This window comes from Cohnella lupini, assembly GCF_003386205.1.
GTDB lineage: Bacteria > Bacillota > Bacilli > Paenibacillales > Paenibacillaceae > Cohnella > Cohnella lupini.
This window is the reverse complement of sequence record NZ_QRDY01000030.1, coordinates 27,757-47,179: the sequence shown is the minus strand read 5'-3', so window position 1 is coordinate 47,179 and position 19,423 is coordinate 27,757. Positions and strand designations below refer to the sequence as shown.

Genomic DNA, 19,423 nt, shown 5'->3' with positions numbered 1-19,423 from the left:
GAACTGCCGGTCAGATCCGCGCCCGAGAAGTCAGAACCTTGAAGAGCGCTACCCTTGAACTCCCCTTTGTGTGCGGTAACGCCCGCAAAGTCGCTATCCGCCAAGTTGCTTCCGCTAAAGTTAGTCAACACCTGCCGCTCTAGCGAGCGGGAGAGGTTGGCGACCTCCTGTATCGTTTGTTCGATGTCGCCGATACTCTCAACCGTCATCTTAAATGCCGTTTCATCGTCTTTGCCTTCGGCTTTGAGTTCTTGGTAACGCTCATGTAAATCGGAGAGCAGGTCGGCTTTTAATTCAATAACGCTTTTTACTCCATCGTATGGCGTAAATACGCCGTTCAAATAATTCGTCAATTTCGGATTCATCTCATCAAGTCCCCTCATAATAAGTTTTCTAGTACGCGTTTTGAATACTCCCAATTGCTTTTGTTGCGGACGTAAGCTTCCTTGCCCTTCTCCGTAATCCTGAAATACTTGCGTCTTCCGCCTTGCGATTCATCGCCCCAATACCACTCGATATCGCCGTCGATCTCGAGCCGTCGGACGCTGGAGTACATCGTCGCTTCCTTTAATTCGTACTCGCCGCCCGAGCGCTCGGCAATGAGCTTAACAATCTCGTAGCCGTAGCGGTCTGCTTCGGACAGGATCCGTAATATCATCGTATCCGTATGTCCTCGCAGCAGGTCGGAAGTGATCTTGTTCTCGCTCATACCATCGCCTCCATATCTGTATAATACGGCATACTACTATGACTGTAAAGGTAGTATTACAAATTAATTACTTTGCCTAAAAGTAATGGTCATAAACGTTAAAAAACCATGACCACATGTTCATGTCGGCCATGGTTTTTAACATTTAACTCTATACTGACAGTCTTGACGCATATCTATCGATTAGATGGAGTCAAACCAATACGGTTCCCCCGTCCACGGTAAGGATTTGTCCGGTGCTGAACTTCTCGCGCATAAGGAAAAGATACGCTTCGGCCAAATCTTCGACTTCCCCTACCCTGCCTACAAGCAGGTTCTGTCCGATCCCGTTGTAAAAATCCTGGCGTTCCGTCTCGCTCATCCCCCTCCACAGTTCGGTTCTGACAACCCCAGGACTTACGGCATTTACCCGAATCGGAGCCAGTTCTACGGCAAGAGCTCGAGTCAAAGAAGTAACGGCCCCGCACACGCTGGACGCGATTGTCCATTCCTTCATCGGCCGTTCTCCCGCGATACCTGTCGTGAGGGTGATCGAACCCCCCGGATTGATTTTTCCGCTGCCGTATTTTACAGCTGTATATGCTCCCCAATACCGCAGAGTAAATGCTTGTTTTGCCGCTTCGACATCAACGTTGCTTATATGGTCTACTACAAGGGAATCCCCTGCCGAATACACGAGATGATCGAACGAGGGCACTCGAGCGAAGAAGTTCCGAATATGCTCCTCGTTGGATAAGTTTACGGCATAACCTTCTGAACCCTTCGGCAATTCAAGCAACGCCTTATCCACGTTGCTCTGTCTGCTGGACACGACCACGACAGCCGCACCCTCGCGGGCGGCTGCTTTAGCGGTTGCCAAACCGATACCCGATGTCCCGCCAAGCAGAACTACCCTTTGTTCTTGCAAATCTGAATACTTATGCATATCCTTATCCTCCCGAAATCAAGATTGGATTACTTGCAGGGATAATAATAGCACCCTTAATTTCAAGTTACAACATATATATTTTGTAACTAGCAACATGAGCTTTACGTCCTTCCGGCCTGCTCTCGAGCACCTCCATAAAAAAAGGCCTCTTCCTTATAGAAGAAACCATTCGCTTAGTTCCGTTTTTTAACGCCATTAAGGATCAGGTCAATCACGGAGTTTACCAGGCTTTCAATATTGGGATTCTCCCATTCCTTTGCAAACGCCGGATAATGGAAGCGGGACGTAGCGGTAAAAACGGTCACCGCCATTTCGCGCGGATCGTCGGTCTCGAAGACTCCGGTTTCCATCCCCTTCCTGATGATTTCCTCCAACTGAGCAAATAATTGTTCCACATGAGTCGATAATGCCTCTTTGGAGTTCTGGGTTAATATAGCAAAGTTCTCGAACATTTCTGGATCTTCAATGACGCTCGACCGTTTGTTCTGACATAACGTCTTCAGATAACACCGCAGCTTCGCTTCCGGATCGTTGTTTTCCTTCATAATCGGCTCAAGCGGCCTCGACACACGACTCAGCCAGCGCTCCGTCACTGCTTCCAGTAGAACCGCTTTGTTCTCGTAATGGCGGTAAATAGCCGCGTGACTGACCTTTAGGATTTTGGCGATGTCGGTAATATTGGTTTTGCTTGGCCCAAACCGTCGAATCGCCTCTTCCGCCGCGTTCAAAATGATCTCTTTGTCTAATCCGGATGGGTTCATGCATCTCGTCCTTCCCGCTGCATATATGGGTCGTATTGTAACATAGCCTAATTGCAGATTCCAAAAAAGATAACTTGTAATTGTACATTTGCCCTTGTAACCATTGGCCATGGCTTCCAACACGCCAACGAAAATCATAAACCGGTAGCAAGCGGAGCATATTATTCATTGTATTGCGTGTGAGCGAGAAGAAAACACTCGATAACTAACGAGGTTATAAGCCTTTGTTCTTATGAGGAGTACATTTACCAGTTGCCTTCCCACCTTGTCCTGCATTATATGAAGGGATGAATGGACAAGGGAGGGAACTAGAATGGCGGTTATTTTCAAACAAGTGGGGGGAACGGCTATATTCTCCGCGGATGCCGAAGTCAAAACTAAAGATGGCATCTTGGAGGTCAGCTTCGTGGATACCCAGCGCTTACCCAACGGCAACTTAAATGGAGTGCTACAGGTCTCCTTGAACGGAAAACCTTTGGTTATCTCTACGGGTAGCGTTAAGCCGAAATCGAATGGCGGCAAATCGAAATGCAACCGGCGTCAATTCCTAGTTTATGACGGTAACAAGCTCGATGAGCTTAGCGAAGCATTGGCTCTGGCCTTTGCCAAGCTGGGAAAAGAGTTGACCGCGTTCGAGAAGAGAAAACCGCAATCGCTGGCATTGCCTTGCTTTCTTAGGTTGCCTTTTTGCCGCTTGACGGAAACCCAATTCATCATTGCGTGCAGGCTCAGGGGCGAGAATGCGCAAGACTGCTTGCGGCGAGGGGAAGCCATCTATAACAGCTGTAAGGGTAATTGCTGATTAGCAATTACCTTACTAGGCTTGAAGCTTCTTCAATAAGATAAGAATTATTGTTTTATATGGGTGATATTTTATTTGAAATCATGACATTAGCTTGACCAAACCTTGAATCAGCGCCTCAGCGTTCGAGCCTCCGAACAAACTCGAGAAAATCGTGTATCCCTCGTTAAACGCGATCACCTGTACGGCGATTATATGGGGATCTTTATCTCGCGGAATCCAACCTTGTTCTTGCAAGACGACAATTAACTTTTCGATTCCAGCCACCCATTGGCGGTATTTTTCCGTTAATTTTTCCTGATATTCCGGAAGATGCTTAGTCTGTAAATAGAAGTCGGTCAGAACGACGATCCAGTTATCTACTCCCTTTTGCATTTGGCTAAGCCGAGTAAGGGTAATCGTGATTACTTCCTCAAGCGTCGTATCCGACGGGCTATATTCTTTAGGAATATCCGTCCAACCGCTCGTGATTTGAAACTGATAATCTAGTATATGAAAAAACAACTCTTCTTTACTCTTGAAATGGCCATAGAACGCTCCTTTCGTATGACCCGTTCGTTCCACGATATCCCCGAGCGTTGTAGCTGTATATCCTCTTTCGGAAAAGCATATCAAACCCGCTTCGAGCAATAGTTGATAGGTAGCTTCTCTTTTGAGCTGAAATTTATTTTTTTTCAAAGCGACCGCTCCTTATAAACACTTATAGAACAACTTAAGTTAGTACTACTTTATTATATTTATAGACTCCGAACACTTCCACAACTATGTGATCCCGGTCTTTCGGAAGTTACAATATTCTCCATATTAACACGATTAAGGGCTACCGCGAGGTAGCCCTTTCGCTTCTGGAACATGGATGTGACCAGCAACGATTAGCTCGATTTCACATTATTTATGAGCCAAATTCGCATAATGGGCTGCGAAGGTCTCGCCGTTCTCGATCAATGCGTTCATTGACGGCGGACAACCCTTGGGGAAAAGAACGCCGAGACCATGGCTGTGAGCGAATTCAATCCTCGGATAACACGCTAACCCCTCCCAAACCCGGTACACTCCGAAGTCGCGACTTCTCTCCGCGATATCGTGGAACAGGACGACTCCGTTCCTTGCGAGCTTCGGTATCCAGGTGTCGAAATCGTGCTTGACCGCCTCGTAAGTGTGGTAGCCGTCGATATGAAGGACGTCTATCGATTCGTCCGGAAAATAATGCAGGGCCTCATCGAAGAAACAGCGTACTAGAGTGGCTACATTCGGATAATGAATACGAGCGATGGCGCTGACCGCCTCGAATATAGCCTCGGAGTAATAACCTCCGTGAGGATCCCCCAGCCACGTATCGACGGCGTAACAGCGGGTATTCGCGGCCGAGTCGACAGTCGCCTGACAGAAGCTGAAATAGGAGACGCCGAATGCCGTCCCCAGCTCAACGACGGTGCGAGGCTTTAGATTCCGCGTCAAATCGTAGGCGAACCGCCGATGGCCCGTCCAAGCCGAAAACGTCTTTAAAGTCGGATTGCCGCGATCATATGCAAATACAGGATCATAGAAACTCCAGTTCATGGATTGAACCTCCTTTGAGATGCAATGACAGGTCGTTTCCATAATTTATGCATGTCCATCGAGATTGGAAACGTCTGGCCAAGCCCTCTCCGCTTGAGGCTAACAGCCGCACAAATTGCCTCCTTCTCTATCTCGGATTTCGTTAACTTGTATTTGTTCTAGTCCAGAGTATACGATCCCTATTGTCTTTATCATAGATAGACACCTGTCGAATCGATGACATGTCCTTTTCCGAGATTTCAATCCGAAAATTGCCTGTCTGATGCCATTTATTCGCTATTGGCACATACCTAATTCTAAGCACTAACTTGCCATCCTTTTGTCGAGAGGTATAGCCACTATAAGCTGTTGCACTGGATGCAGCCGAGCCGTTCAACACCAGCTTTCCGTCCTTAATATCCGATGTAATAAAGATGGCGTCAGGATTAACTAGAAACCCCCGAAAAGCATATAAGTAGAAACCTACCGTGAACAACACAAGAACACCAACTAATATCAATACTAAACGGTTCTTTAAAAACAGAGGCTTTTTAGTTGTCATCATGGTGCCTTACCTTCCTTAAATATGAGCGCCCGAACTAGAAAGCGGGGTAATATTAATTGTCTTCTCCATCTTGAAGGTTGTTGAATCAATCGGTAAAGCCACTCCAAGTTGCTCCGTTTCCAACTTTCAGGAGTTGCCTTAACTTTTCCGGCAATGACATCCAAACTGCCGCCAACTCCAATAGCAATTTTGGCATTTAGTTTTGACTTATATTTATGAATCCATCTCTCTGCATAGGGTGCTCCTAAAGCAACGACCAAAATATCCGGCGATAAAGATCCAACTTCTTCGACAATCTTATCTTCCTCACTTGGGTTAAAGAAGCCATGATGCCTACCTAGAATTACAACGTCAGGATGCTTTTCACCAATAACCTCACATACTTTTTGATTAGTGACTGGATCTGCACCCAAAAAATAAAATGACCACTTCTTTTGGTTACCCGTCTCGAGTAACTTTAACAGCGTATCGTAACCTGTAACCCTTTCAGGAAGATTTCCGCCCCTTAAACGCGATACCATAACAATCCCAATACCGTCGGCGGTAATGAGTCCTGCTTCATCTATTATAGAACGCAATTGCCTGTCCTTTTGACAAGCCATAGTGATCTCAGGATTAACCGTAATGACATGAAAAAGTTGAGATCTATTCTGTTCAATTACATCACTAAGAATATTTACTGTACGTTCTAAGGTAATTGCGGGAAACCGAACTCCCATGACTTTAACGTATTTATCCATAGCGGCATATCCACCTTCATTAATATTTTCATAAAACATTTACTCCCCTTCCATAATTTTACCATATAAAACTTGTATTACTGATTATTTATATCCTGTTAATCATGAAGAAAGGACATCCCCACGGGGATGTCCTCAGACGGTTATGGAAATCTTAGATCAGATTGGCAGCATCGAGCAATTGGTAGAGCACTTTAGCTGCCGCTTCGCGGGTCGTAGACAAGATTGGATCGAAGAACAAACGTCCCTGCTTCTCCACTCCCTGCATTAATCCCGCATCCGTTACGGCTTGGATGCTGTCTTGCGCGTAAGCGCCGAATTTCGATGCATCCGCATACGGCTTAATCGGCGTGCCGCTTGTTTTGCTGATATGAAGCATAGTCGCGGCTCTGGCTAGCATGACGGTCAAATCTTGACGCGTGATTGGGTCGTTCGGCTTGAATTTTCCGCCGTTGCCTGTAATAAGACCGGCTTTGTAAGCGGTGGCTACATCTTCGGCGAACCATTCGGTTCCTTTAATATCCGTAAAAGAAGATGTAGAGGATTGTTTGTCCAATCCGATTGCGTTTACCAGCATCGTAGCAAATTCCGCTCGGGTAACCGGCTTCTTAGGCGAGAATTTCGTTGCCGACGTGCCGTTTACGATGAATTTATCCGCAAGCGATTGGATTGGGCCAGCCGCCCATGACGCTTGAATATCGGTAAACGAGATCTCTCTCGTCACGACCGCATAATCCGAGAAGCCCGGACGGATAATCGTAACGATGGTTTTACCATTCGTCGTTTTAGTAAACCTTGAAGGCGTCGGATATACCTGATTCCCTTCGGCATAGAGTACTCCCGCACTGCTTGCATCAATGGATTGATCCAGCAGGAACGCTCTGCTAACCGATTGATCGGGTTTTAACGAAACCTGAGTTTCCACGCCGTTCACAATGGAAAAGGCTTCAAACGTATATGGCGTACCTAACACTGTCGCAGTCGGATATTTCGCCGTGAATAACGACTTGCTGTCAGCACTCGGTGAAATAGTTAGAATTAAGCCTGTATTTTCTGCAAATCCAGACAACACCGATAGCGGAAGAGCTACCGTTGCATCGCTCCACGTTAAAGCGATAGAGCCTTGTTCGGACGCCGACTTCAACAGCTTCACTTGAGCTGCCGTCAAGGATAGCCGAACCTTAGTAGGCGAAGCTTCCGTAGACGCTGCACTGATGTTGAAAACGGTTGGCGACGCCTTCGCGGCATCAAGCGCCTTCTGCAGCTCCGCTTCCGTAACGGTGACTACCGTTTGATCTCCTTGCTTAGTCGCTTCTCCAGTGATGGACGATAGCGTTTGGTTCGACTGAAGAATGGATTTCACCACTTCGGAATCCATTGGCTTGTCGGTTACCGGTACACCGGTACTTCCACCACCCGCAGGAGTTCCAGGATCTGGTTCAGGACTTGGTTCTGGACCAGGCTCTGTCGGCGTTTCCCCGGTATCCGATTGTAGCTTCACATATACGGTGGCGCTGCTGGACTGAGCAAAGTCAACATTCAGCATATCATCGAAATGGGCAGCGATAACCTCCAGATGATAAATTCCTTCAGGAAGCTGCTTAACGAGATCGTTTCCATACTCGTCCAATTCGCCATCTATAAAGCTTCCATCTATTTGCTCGAATGTAATGCTTCCTGGAGCGATCGTATTTAACTTGTTAGCCGCAACGTCTAAATCAAGGAAATCGCTCAATCTGCCAACAAACTCCTCGTCAAAATTAAAAATTTCCACATCGAGGAAGTTTACGTTGCCGTTGGCCAACGTTACGTTAATGTCGATCGGCGCATCAGGCGAGATAGTCGTGCTAGTTAGGGAAAGATTCTGCAAAGCGAAATCATTGTCCGCCACATCATCGCCTACATGAATGACAAAAGGCAGATGCAGGGTTGGTAATCCATCGTGTTCTAGCTTTATTTCACCTTCATACACGCCGTGAATGGCTTCGGTCTTGGCTTTAGCCGCAAGAGTGAAGGGATGACTCGTTTGTGCACCTACGGTAATCGTGTTACTGGAGTCCGTATCAAGCCCACCCAAGGTCAGTTCAATATTATCCGCGCTCGGAGTGACGATCGGATCGCTAGGGTCCGACGTGACGTTGGGATGCATAACTACGGACACCGCATAAGTCAGAGCTTCGTCGGAAGTGTTCTTAAGACGAAGCGGCTTGGAAATAGGCTCTTCTCCGGGAGAGATCGCTCCGAAGCTTAAGCTGCTTGCTTCGCTTTCCATGACCTTCGGAGTCATTTTCGCATCATAAATCGTTATCGGATCCATCGCTTGTACAATTGCCGGTGTCAGAATAGCGTTCGCTACGTTTGCGCGGCCGGCGCCTTGAGAATAAACATCGTATTGCTGAGTTCCATCCAAGGTACTTAGACTATCAGCCGTATTCGCTAGAGCGGCGCGAATGTCGCGAGGCGACCAATCCCGATGCTCTTGCTTCAATAGTAACGCAAGACCGGCGATATGCGGCGTAGCCATGCTTGTTCCGCTGATCCGATTGTACGCTTTATCATAGTGCGCAATTCCATACCCGTAGTCCTTTTCACCGTAAGCGGGCCATGTGGAACGAATGTTCACGCCCGGAGCGGTGAGATCGGGTTTGATGCTATAGTTGCCATCCGAGTTTGGTCCGCGCGAGCTGAAATCGGCAATCGTATCGCCGGGAACGATTGTCTCGTTAAATGGACCGAACGTAAATTGCAGAGGTACATCCGCGTTGGCTGGGTCGGTAATCAATCTAGCCAGAGCCCGTCCCTCGTACCCCGACATATCGAACGTTGGCATGAACTCGTAATTTTCTCCGAGGAAGGCGATAGGACCGATCGGACCATCCCTATCTGCAATGTGCTCAGATAAATCCGCAGCCGTCGTTGAATCTTTAGCGACGTTACCGTTAAAAATAATTGCGGCTTTCGCTCCATTAGCTTTAGCCTTGGCTACTTTATCCACGAAATTCAGCACGCCACGAGAGATGAGAACAACCTTCCCGTGAACGTCTTTATCCATATAATCCCCGTCGTCACCTAATCCTACGTAAACAGCATCCAGTGGCTCGGAGCCTAACACCTCGTTGAAATTCGATCCTCCCGTTTCCCAAGCCATTACCTCCAAAGAGTAAACCGCTTGATTAACCGACAGCGAATCCGTAAAGCTTCCGCTGAAGTGCGAGCTCGTACTGGTTGCTGCCGCAACCGAGATCCCCAGCTGTGCGCTTGCCGGAGAACCCATTGAATAATAATATAAACCGTCGGCGCCGGCATTTCCGTTCGCAATGACTGCCGTGACGCCGGAGAGAACGGCATTGTTAACGGCAATGGAATCCGGCGAATCTGGGTTTTTCACCATATCCGAGCCCAAAGACATGTTGATAACATCCATATGATCCTTAACGGCGTGTTCGATACCGTCTATAACCTGCGCGGAAGACCCGGTAACATCAAAAACATACTTATCTGGATTCCACTTTTTCCCTAAAACTTTATACACATACAGATCTGCCTCGTAAGCAACGCCCTTCTGAACCATTTCGTCGGTCGTATTGGTCGCTCTTCCGACAATCGTTCCCGAAACATGCGTTCCGTGGTCGCTTCCTACAAAGCCAAAGCTGATATCCGGCTCATCCTCGTAGGGGTCATCATCTCTATTAATAGAATCATAACCACCCTTATATGCATCCTTCAGATCCGGGTGTAAATAGTCGACCCCCGTATCAATGACCCCCACCTTCATGCCTTTGCCCGTAAAACCGCCTGCCCAGGCGTCATCTGCCCCTATTTGCTCAAGCGGTTCCGTATCATAGTTGATTTCGGATCCGTTTGCTCCATAGATGGGGGATGCCTCCATCGGAACCGGATAGTAGTTTCTGTTTTTGGAAATGGCTTTGACGCCATACATGAGAGCCAATTTGGGAATATCGGACGCGCTAACCGTGACTTCCATCCCGTTAAGCACCGTATCGTACTGGTAGTTGACTGTCATGGATATCCCCTTGCTGCTAGCTGAGCTAACGAAAGAGGATTGCTCCTTCTTGATTGCACTCTCCGTCGATTGAGCCGAGAAAGAACTTCTGGTGAGCCCCGCGGAATATTGAGCCACAGAAACCGGCTGCGAGCTCAACTGCACGATAACATTGATTTTATCTGTTGAAGAAGTATTAATTTCCGGATCGACGGTGGCGATTCCAATGCTATCTTTGGCTTCCAGAATGGAAGACATAGACGGCGGAAGAATCGATTTATTGGAGCTTATAATATCGGCAATACTCGAACTGGATGACGTCCCGCTAGCAGACGCTTTGCTGCCGTGGTTAAATGGAGCAGCCAACAGAAGAGCAGCTGTAAGAAGGGCGACCGATTGTTTAATCCGTAATTTAGCCAAGTGCTGGTTCCCCATTTCTACAAAAATATGAATTCATTCTTACTTAATGATAGATATAGCATCAACCGAAATATAAGTTCCGCTAGATAACGAGCTTTTTTCTCCCGAATTGACCACTTTAATCGTATGGGAGCCAGGGGAAATAACCGTTGATTCGAATACGACGGTTCGATAGCCGATCGTCGGGCTATACATATCGATTGGATCGGAAGAGACAAGCTCATCATCGATATAGACATTTGCTTTGCCGCGATTCGGGCCGGTAGTCGCTATCAGCTTCACTTGCGTGCCTTCAAACGGAAGCAGGATATAACTGCCTTTAATACTGGTGTATTTTGCCTTCCCGCCGTAATTCTTCTGACTTAGACTAGTCTGCCAAGGGCCGATTGCGAGAGCTGCGGGATCGCTATCCTCTACTAATTCAGATACGCTGAACGCATCTACGTTAATGAAAGCTTTACCGGACTTTTTGCCAGCAGGATCTCTTTTGCCGGTCCATTCGATAGAGACGGTATGTTGTCCATAAGGAACGGATTTCTCGTAAATGACTTGCTTATTCAGAGAATTCGAGCTGTACAACGAAGGCGAAGCCACTTTCACGCCATCAATCGTAACATCCGCAATCCCTTGATCTTGATTCTTAGAGCCCAACCAGGAGAAGTAAGTACCCACGAATGCAAATTCAACTTTTCCTTTTTCATTGATTTGCTTCATGGTGAGACCAGAGTATTGGTTATTGTTGACTGAAGTCCATGGACCACTGAAGACCAGGGAGCTGCTATTGTCCTCATAACCTCCGATTTGATTGTCGGTTGTGACGGTTATCGCGTACTCGCCAGCTCCCTTATGGGCGTAGGCATTCAAATAATAAGTTCCGCTTGTGGCAACCTTGTATTCTATCGATTCCGTCGAAGTTTGCTCATTCTCCGAATACGCTAGCAAATTCTCGTTAGAGTAGGCAATTGTAGTGGTGTCCGGGGCATACAAGAACAGGTCGAAATCGGTATTTGTGTCGCCTGTCATAGAGATGCTGACATTCTCACCGGCATGTAGGTCCAGCGCATATACATCGTTCGGATCCGTATTCATGTCCAATTGATTTGTAACACTACCGCCTAAGAAAGGAGTGCCTGGAATTTCATCATCCGTAAGAGCCTTATAAGCGTTGATCATCCTTTCGCTGGCTACCCTGCCCGCCAATGAACTGAGACGCGTTCCGCTATTTACAACCCGTTGTTTAATAGCAAGCGAGCTTAAAGAAGGCTCTTGACTAAGCACCAGCGCAGCTACACCCGATGCGTTCGCAGCCGCGTAAGAGGTTCCTCTCACATAAACGTAGTTGCTGCCTTTGAAATCCGGAGTCACATTATACAAATTGATCTTGGCGATCTCGGAATCTCTTGAAATGATCCAGTTGTAGCTATCTTTCTCTTCGTCTAGCGGATACTCTCTACCCGCGTAGATCGTATTTGGCACGCCCGTTGCCGTATCGTAAAAGTACTGATCGACGAACTTCAGATGCAAGACGTCCTTAACGAATGGAGTATCGATAATACTAGAATCCTGAGTTCCCGAGCTGTCAGTGGGTCCGTTTAATACGTTAGTACCCGTTAATAACAGATGACCTCCGCCATGAAGGTACTCCGTTAAACTTTGTTGGTCGTTAACCGTTATATTCGATATCGTTCCTCTGTCCGCGGAGCCCGTGAACCAAATGACGGCATCATATTCGCTCATAACCGCCGCCGATGGACCGTCCCCTCCATTCGGCGAGGATTGAACGATGTCGTATTCCTTTTTGATCTCGCCATCTCCGTCGTCGTCTTCCTCTTCGTATACATATCCGTAGCCTTTGAGTAATTGGGTATACTTCGAAAGTTTACTAGAGCTAGCTATCGGAGAAACATTAGAAAGATCATCCTGCACAAGGAGTACTTTAGCGTCAGAATAAGGGGAAGCGTCAAGGTAATCCATCGCTACGTTGAATGCGTCCTGTCTATAGTTCTGGTCTGCATCTTCATCGTCTAATATGTTCTCGAAAGCAATTCCGTTGAAAATAGCTTTGGAGTCATAAGCTTTATCGTAGATCTCTGCAGACAGGCCGACGTCACTTTTTGTCGTGGTGCTCGCAATGGCTTCGCCAGGCGCAGCCACGTCAACTGATTTGTAACCTATATTAGCATCGATGGGAATGTTCCCCTCGTTATCAACAGAAGTTACGGAAAGAATATTAGGGCTATCGTAGGAAGCCGGGTAGGCCGGGATCATATCCGTATTTACTCCCTGGTTACCCGCGGCCACTACGAACAGCATTTTGGAGGACTCGATTGCATCCTTTAGAGCTTCGCTCGACTGGTACATTTCCGCGCTAATGTTGGCGATCTGCGCGCCGTTTTTCTCGGCGTATTCAATCGCTTCGATTAAATCGGACACCAAGCCGTATTCCGGACCGATATACTTGAGCGGCATGATTTTAACATTCGGGGCAATACCCGCTATGCCCATGCCGTTGTCCGTCGAACCTGCGATAATACCTGCCGTTATCGTACCGTGCGTGTCCCCGTCAACCTCACTGTAAACGATATTATTCTCGTCTATGAAATTCCATCCGTTCAAATCATCTGCATAACCGTTCTTATCATCGTCATTCTGATTGAGTCTCTCGCTTGGATTGACCCATATGCTATCTATCAAATCCGGATGATTGATTTCGATGCCCGTGTCGATAACGGCGACGACGACATCGCTGCTGCCCTTTGTAATTTTCCAAGCTTCCGGTGCTTTGATGTCAAGGCCTATTGGTCCTGGGCGACCCTCCAGCTCAGGGTTGTTATAGTTGTATGGTGGAATTTGTCCGGTATTATGTAAAGCCCATTGTAACGGAAAATAGGTATCGTCAGGCAAAGATGCTTGATCCTCCGGCAAGCCTGCTTTGTAAAGCTTATAGTCCGGTTCGGCGTATAGGACGTTAGGATCGTTATTCAGCTTTTCGACTACTTGCTCGATATCCGAGGATGCCGGTAACTTCACTACAGTTGCATCGGCGCCAGCAAGCTTAACGCTGTTCTTCTTAACGCTTGAGGCTAGAATCGATGTCGAAGTCGTGGTGAAGCCTTTTTTATATTTCACGATAATCCGATCGCCGGCATACGGAATATCCGAAATAACAGGGGTTGTCGTTTTAACCTCATAGTCCTCTTTACCTGCGGGGGAAGCAATTTGAACTACTTCTTCCTTCGGAGCATTCTCCGCGGTCCACTTACTTTTCCTTACATCGGTTGCATGCACAAATGCAGGGCTCACCGCGCCGATCATAAGCGACATGAACGCCGCAACCGCGAACGATTTAATCAACTGATCCTTCTTCAAGTTACTAACCTCCTGATTTGCATCAAATTTGCTCGATTATATGAATCTCCCGATGTCCGAACAGTTTATTTGCTAGAATTCACCACGCTTCATATTGGATTAGAGAGCTTCATAAATTTGGATTCTAGAATATTGAACGATTGTAGCATAGTGCAAATATTTAAAGTTAATACGTCTGGATCTATTTTTATTATTATTTATATAATACAAATAATTACTTTCACTTTTTGGTGAGTGTAAATAGAAATTTAATAGTTTCGGGATATTTTACATGACATATCATGTCATGTAATCGTTATGTTTTTAACGAGATAGCCCGCACAAATATATTTTTCGGGGTTTTTCCTTTGATGCGGTAGCATAATGTTTCATTAACGCAAAGAAGTACTTAATCCAATTTTTTATAAAAATAGGCTTTGTTATAATTTACCTATTTGAATTCAGAATCATAAAAAGGAAAATATTTCTTAAAATCGAATTATTTCCACCTTTAGCATTATACAAATAGTACAAATAATTACCCGGTACTCTCTGTTCTAGAACAATCGAAAATAGTACTTTTCTCCTGTTGTGAGACTAAAGCCACCTCCGAATAAGAAGGGGTTTTCTATTGCGATCACTCGACTGATATAATGACCAAAATCAAAAAGAAGCCCATTTGGGCTTCCTTCGATTTTCTATTTGCCGGATAGTCGGATGCCGCGCCAGCCGCTTACATCGCATTGGCCATATTCATTATCACCCACGGCAACCACCGTTCCGTCCGATTTAAGACCAACGGTATGGCGACGACCCGCCGCTATGATATCTTTAGGCCAACTTTTCACCTTTAACGCCTCTCCTAGCAAATTACCTTCAATGTTCAATCGTTTATCACCTTCTATTTTTGATTACATTTTACAATAAAAAGTGATTTAAAGCGGGATTTAAGCATTCAATGCGGTGATAAAAAAACAGGCCGCCGTGACCATTGATAAAGGCGTCATAACAAGCTTTTCTTTTTTACTTTTGGAAAAAACATTCATAGCGGTATTTATGATTAGATAAAATGCGAAGAAATAACATGCACCTTTTGCAATTGGGGATACTGCTCCAATTGCAATTACATTACCTGCTTGTAGTATACATAGTATTGCAAACCATTGAATAATTACTGAAAATGCACAGGCAATTCTCATTGGTTTTGCCATTACTTTGTGTTTACCACTCATTGCTAAATCCCCATATGGCAAACCTAAAGCTAATAATATGTACAAAATAGATACTACCAAAAACAAAAGACTTCCGATCCACGCCGTTATCATGATATCACTCCAATTAGCGATATGCTTTTACTACAATAATTGTATGAACGATAATCATTAATTAAACCCTCGAGCCAATTCTCTGAATCATTTAGCCTTGATATAGCCAATCAAATACTTTCTTTTCTAAACTAGCGATTAACCGCGTAATGCAACTGCACGACACCGCCGCCAAGCAGATTTGTATCCAGAAGCCGAACATCTTTGAACTTATAATCGTTTGCGTCGATCGTAAGATGGAGCCCCTTGCCCTCCAGCACGGGCGCTACATTGAAGATCAGCTCGTTGACAAGCCCTTGACTTAAAAAAGCATTGTGCAAATCCGCTCCGGCCGCTACGATTGCGGTTTGATGTCCTTTCCGCTGCAAGTAGTTCAAAGCTTCCTGCGGCGATCTCGCAATCGTTGCCCCCGGAAGAGCATCAACGCTCTTGGAAACCACAACGATATCCAAATCCGCAAACGGACCGCCACCGCCGCCGCCGCTCGCCGCCATGCCCTCGAAAGTTCGGCGTCCTACAATAAAATTCCCGGCTGCTTCAGCATGCTTCGCAAAATCATCCAGTGCTTCCTTCTTCGGCGGATTCTCCGGACTCGATTGTGCATAGTTCCCGTTGGCGCTTAATGTTGCCCATAAAATAGTTTTCATCTGATTTTTCCTCCTGACGTTCTTTCCCAAATTTTTCGAACGGATGCCGCTACACGATCCGGCCGATCCTCCTGCACATAGTGAGAAGCATCGTCTAGGATTTCTGTTTCGTTCATCGGCAGATAGCTCTGCCATCTGGCCATGGCTGCAAGCGGGAAACCGGCGCTGTCTTTTGTCCCCCACAATATTTGCGCGGGCAGATCGGATAGCGAGTGCAGACCCGATTCAATAGCCGCCAACCATGACCAAGCCTTGCGAATCTGCCTGGGGAATACCCATGTCGGGATTCTGGACTCCGGTGTCGGGAAAGGCGCGGTATACGCTTTTCTCAGGCTTTCCGTCACTTTCTCGGCATAGTGGATGCCGCTCGGAACAATGACCTTGGCAAAGAAGTTACGGCGAGTCTGTAGCCAATATCCTAGCGGCCAGCCTCCCATGACAAGAGAGAACAATTTCATCGGAAGTTGCGTCGCAGGCCACGCCCATGTGTTCATCAAGACGATTCCGCGAAGCTGATCCCGGTTCCGTACGGCGTAGTTAACACCGATAGGCCCTCCCCAGTCTTGGACCACCAGTATAAAGTCTTTCAGATCGAGAAGGCGGATGAAGTCCGATATGGCCTCCGAATGTTCATGCGGCGTATATTTGTATCCGGATGGCGCTTTGGACATCCCGAAGCCGGGATAATCCGGAGCGACAAGTCGGAATTCACCACTCAGCTCCTTAATGATATTTCTGTAAAGATATGACCATGTCGGATTTCCATGAAGGAGAAGGACCGTCGGTCCGTTTCCTTCGTCAACATAATGGATATTTCCATCGCGGTACGGCAACCATCGGTCTTTGAACGGGTACTCCATGCTATCCACTTCAAAAGGTCTTTTCATTTTCGCCTCGCTCCGATTTTTTCGATCTTCTTTTATTTTCTTCTCTCTATTTTCAATGGTAGTGGAACATGGTACATTTGAAAAGTAGTTACATTAAAGTGCAATAGTTTCATAAAATGAACTATGGAGGAATCGCCAATGTTGGATCGCTCTTGCATCGAAGCCATTGATCCATTGCTGGAAATCTTGGATGGTAAGTGGACCCTCCCTCTTCTACTGGAGTTGTTTGTCGGCACCAAACGATTCGGAGAGCTGAGGCGAAGGCTGGACCCGATTAGCCCGAAGACGTTAACGGATCGACTGAGGTTACTGGAGGAAAAGGGAATTATAACGCGTACGCAGTACTCCGGAGTACCCCTGCACGTTGAATATGAGCCAACTGAACGAGGGTGGAATCTGCAGCCTATTTTCGCGGCAATGTGGGCATGGGTTCAGGAAAATAGCTTAAGTGACAAGCATGGGACGGAAAAGATAGCATTGACGTAATGTAACAGAGGCACTGAAAAAGCAGACTGCAAAATGCAATCTGCTTTCCGCCAGAATACTTATTGTTGTTACACCCCTTAACGATGAATCTTATAACGGTTCGGTTTGCTCGCAGCCCGTATTGCTTCCCGTTCGTCGACGGACAGAGATACCGTAGCCGCCGACGCATTGTGCCGCAGTTGCTCTATACTGCTTGCGCCCGATATGGCCACGCTCACCGCGGGATCGCTCAGCGCATATCGGATGGCCGTCTGAGCAAGCGTTCGCGTATCGCCGGCAAGCTCAAGGAGTCTCTCTATCAGTTCGGATAATTCCTCGCGGCTATACTCGAGATAGTCCCGATCCGCCTTGCGCTCCCCGCCCTTCGTGAGGATGCCTCCGGCAAGCGGACCTCGGGCGATCAAGCCGATCTCCTTCTCGGCAAGCAGAGGGAGAACCTCCTCTTCGGCACGCCTGTCAAGCACGCTGTACTGATTCATCACGCTTACGATTCCGCTTCTCCTGACGTATTCCCTTATCACATTCGGACGGATGGACGATATCCCGTAATGTCGGATCAGCCCGTCCCGCTTAAGCTCCTCGAACGCTTCGATCGTTTCCCCGATCGGATCCTCTATCGTTCCTCCATGCAGCTGGTACAAATCGATATAATCGGTCCCCAGCCTTCGCAGGCTCTCTTTGACCGCCGATTGAATATAAGCTTTGGAGGGATCCCACGACCAACCCTCTTTGCCCGGCACTCGCCGGTTGCCGACTTTGGTTGCCACTATGACGTCGTCGCGGCGGTGCCGGATCGCCTTGCCGACGATCTCCTCGTTGCGCCCCTCATCGTAAAGGTCTGCGGTATCGAGGAAATTCACTCCAAGCTCCAGAGCTTCATGAATGATGGAGACGGCTTTGGCCTCGTCCGTCCCTAGTGACATACACCCTAGACCGATCTCGCCGACGTAAATATCCGACCTTCCCAAGCGATTTCGTTTCATCTGCTTTCTCTCCCTGCGTACGGATTTTTAAGTTCTCATTCCGTAAATCCGGCTATCTATATCTACTATTCTACACAAAATGAATAGCTATGGATAACATAAAACCGCTTAGCACTTAGGCTTAGCGGTTTTAGTCGGCAGCTTACTATTTTATCAACCGGGTAGAACGATCTGGGCACTGAATGACCCCATAACATTCGCGTCTTTAGATGAAGTTGCTTTTAGAATGACAGTACGCGGCGAATCGTTGTGTTGAATGCTTAATGTCACACCAAGGGCTGTTTGACTCTGAAGCAAATCGCTAGGATGGTTGCCGGACATACTCCAAATTACGCTTTCCGTCGTCATTTCAATCCCGAACTGGTCCAGCACCTTAGCTAGAAATGGGGAATGAAGGTAGGCGCCCGGAGATGTCATAACAAGTGGAAAAGTATCCCAGGTGCTTATTGTAATGCTTGTAATGACCCTAAGTACCATGGAGTCGATAGCCTGATTAAGCGCTGCAAGCTTGTTTGCCTTTTCTGAAAGATCCGATTGCGGCAGGGCCAGAGAAGCTTGCAATAATGCCCAACTGGTAGCCGTATAATTGATCTCGATTAACGCGGTTGCGTCGGCCGTCGCCTCTTGCAGTCCAACGATAATATCCAGATTATTCTGGGCACCGCTAATCGTTGCTTGTACCGCAGCCAGTCTGCTCGTTAACGATGTCTTCGCCGTGCTGTTCGGCAATGCGTTTACCGTTGTCGATATTACATTATAAGTAGATTGCGCAGAATCGATGGCTGCTTGCGTGTCCGTTCCGTCTCCCGCTAATCCGATTGCTGCGGCTTCGGCAGCGTCTACTTCAGCTGTCGCTGCATTTACTGCATCCACTGCATCCTGTGCATAGTCAATCTCCGCTTGAACCGTCGCAAGACTGCTCATTAACAATGTTTTCGCCGTACTGTTTGGCAATGCGTCCACCACTGTCGATGCCGCATTATAGTCAGACTGCGCAGCATCGATAGCTGCTTGCGTATCCGTTCCGTCTCCCGTTAATCCGTTCGCTGCGGCTTCGGCAGCGCCTACTTCCACGGTCGCCGCGTTTACTGCATCTAATACGTCTTGAGCATCATCTATTGTGGTTTGAACCGCCGCTAGTCTGCTCATTAACGATGTTTTCGCCGCGCTGTTAGGCAATGCAGTCACCGAAGGCGATGCTGCATCCCGATCACCTTGCGCAGCATCGATAGCTGCTTGCGTGTCCGTTCCGTCTTCCGCTAATCCGTTTGCCGCGGCTT

At 47.2% G+C, this 19,423-nt stretch carries 17 protein-coding genes and 1 pseudogene; 2 read left to right on the top strand and 16 right to left on the bottom strand.

The window, feature by feature from the left end; all coding sequences use genetic code 11:
• From DFP95_RS26325 to DFP95_RS26310, 4 genes are all read right to left on the bottom strand, one after another.
• On the bottom strand, positions 1-365 hold a 365-nt coding region (locus tag DFP95_RS26325; RefSeq protein WP_147304224.1), incomplete at its 3' end, for a permease prefix domain 1-containing protein.
• 14 nt (positions 366-379) lie between these two features.
• Positions 380-709, bottom strand: a complete 330-nt coding sequence (locus DFP95_RS26320; RefSeq protein WP_115995657.1) for a PadR family transcriptional regulator — start codon at positions 707-709, stop codon at positions 380-382.
• A gap of 193 nt (positions 710-902) precedes the next feature.
• Complete coding sequence (locus tag DFP95_RS26315) at positions 903-1,634, bottom strand: SDR family oxidoreductase (protein WP_115995656.1); 732 nt, start codon at positions 1,632-1,634, stop codon at positions 903-905.
• Between the two features lie 176 nt (positions 1,635-1,810).
• Positions 1,811-2,365, bottom strand: a complete 555-nt coding sequence (locus DFP95_RS26310) for a TetR/AcrR family transcriptional regulator (RefSeq protein WP_181907620.1) — start codon at positions 2,363-2,365, stop codon at positions 1,811-1,813.
• A gap of 346 nt (positions 2,366-2,711) precedes the next feature.
• Here DFP95_RS26310 and DFP95_RS26305 point away from each other — a divergent pair, with 346 nt between their 5' ends.
• Positions 2,712-3,200, top strand: a complete 489-nt coding sequence (locus DFP95_RS26305) for a hypothetical protein (protein WP_115995654.1) — start codon at positions 2,712-2,714, stop codon at positions 3,198-3,200.
• Positions 3,201-3,281: 81 nt separating this feature from the next.
• On the opposite strand, the gene DFP95_RS26300 is transcribed toward DFP95_RS26305, so the two are convergent.
• From DFP95_RS26300 to DFP95_RS26255, 10 genes and pseudogenes are all read right to left on the bottom strand, one after another.
• Positions 3,282-3,878 (bottom strand): TetR/AcrR family transcriptional regulator, encoded by a 597-nt coding sequence (locus DFP95_RS26300; protein WP_115995653.1) that lies wholly within the window; start codon positions 3,876-3,878, stop codon positions 3,282-3,284.
• 210 nt (positions 3,879-4,088) lie between these two features.
• On the bottom strand, positions 4,089-4,760 hold the full coding sequence (locus DFP95_RS26295) for a class I SAM-dependent methyltransferase (RefSeq protein WP_115995652.1): 672 nt from the start codon (positions 4,758-4,760) through the stop codon (positions 4,089-4,091).
• A 142-nt stretch (positions 4,761-4,902) separates the two neighbouring features.
• Positions 4,903-5,304, bottom strand: coding sequence for a hypothetical protein (locus DFP95_RS26290; protein WP_115995651.1), 402 nt, complete (start codon positions 5,302-5,304; stop codon positions 4,903-4,905).
• A complete protein-coding gene (locus tag DFP95_RS26285; protein ID WP_245987984.1) occupies positions 5,301-6,083 on the bottom strand; it encodes a WecB/TagA/CpsF family glycosyltransferase in 783 nt (260 codons plus the stop codon). The genes DFP95_RS26290 and DFP95_RS26285 overlap by 4 nt, the downstream gene beginning before the upstream one ends.
• 115 nt (positions 6,084-6,198) lie before the next feature.
• On the bottom strand, positions 6,199-10,467 hold the full coding sequence (locus DFP95_RS26280) for a S8 family serine peptidase (protein ID WP_181907619.1): 4,269 nt from the start codon (positions 10,465-10,467) through the stop codon (positions 6,199-6,201).
• Between the two features lie 39 nt (positions 10,468-10,506).
• Positions 10,507-13,836, bottom strand: a complete 3,330-nt coding sequence (locus DFP95_RS26275; protein ID WP_115995649.1) for a S8 family serine peptidase — start codon at positions 13,834-13,836, stop codon at positions 10,507-10,509.
• A gap of 695 nt (positions 13,837-14,531) precedes the next feature.
• Positions 14,532-14,696: pseudogene (locus tag DFP95_RS26270) on the bottom strand (RCC1-like domain-containing protein); the annotation flags it as partial.
• Positions 14,697-14,762: 66 nt separating this feature from the next.
• A complete protein-coding gene (locus DFP95_RS26265) occupies positions 14,763-15,140 on the bottom strand; it encodes a hypothetical protein (RefSeq protein WP_115995648.1) in 378 nt (125 codons plus the stop codon).
• A gap of 131 nt (positions 15,141-15,271) precedes the next feature.
• Positions 15,272-15,787 (bottom strand): dihydrofolate reductase family protein, encoded by a 516-nt coding sequence (locus tag DFP95_RS26260; protein ID WP_115995647.1) that lies wholly within the window; start codon positions 15,785-15,787, stop codon positions 15,272-15,274.
• Positions 15,784-16,674: an alpha/beta fold hydrolase gene (locus DFP95_RS26255; RefSeq protein WP_115995646.1), complete on the bottom strand. Its 891-nt coding sequence runs from the start codon at positions 16,672-16,674 to the stop codon at positions 15,784-15,786. Before DFP95_RS26255 ends, DFP95_RS26260 begins: the two co-directional genes overlap by 4 nt.
• Positions 16,675-16,812: 138 nt before the next feature.
• On the opposite strand from DFP95_RS26255, the gene DFP95_RS26250 reads away from it, so the two are divergent.
• A complete protein-coding gene (locus DFP95_RS26250; protein ID WP_115995645.1) occupies positions 16,813-17,160 on the top strand; it encodes a winged helix-turn-helix transcriptional regulator in 348 nt (115 codons plus the stop codon).
• 77 nt (positions 17,161-17,237) lie between these two features.
• On the opposite strand, the gene DFP95_RS26245 is transcribed toward DFP95_RS26250, so the two are convergent.
• Together DFP95_RS26245 and DFP95_RS29075 are read right to left on the bottom strand one after the other, a co-directional pair.
• The gene (locus DFP95_RS26245) at positions 17,238-18,143 is read right to left on the bottom strand and encodes an aldo/keto reductase (RefSeq protein ID WP_115995644.1); all 906 of its coding nucleotides are present in this window, start codon (positions 18,141-18,143) and stop codon (positions 17,238-17,240) included.
• A 153-nt stretch (positions 18,144-18,296) separates the two neighbouring features.
• Positions 18,297-19,423, bottom strand: a 1,127-nt coding sequence (locus tag DFP95_RS29075; protein WP_220376475.1) for a hypothetical protein, incomplete at its 5' end; no start/stop codon positions are given.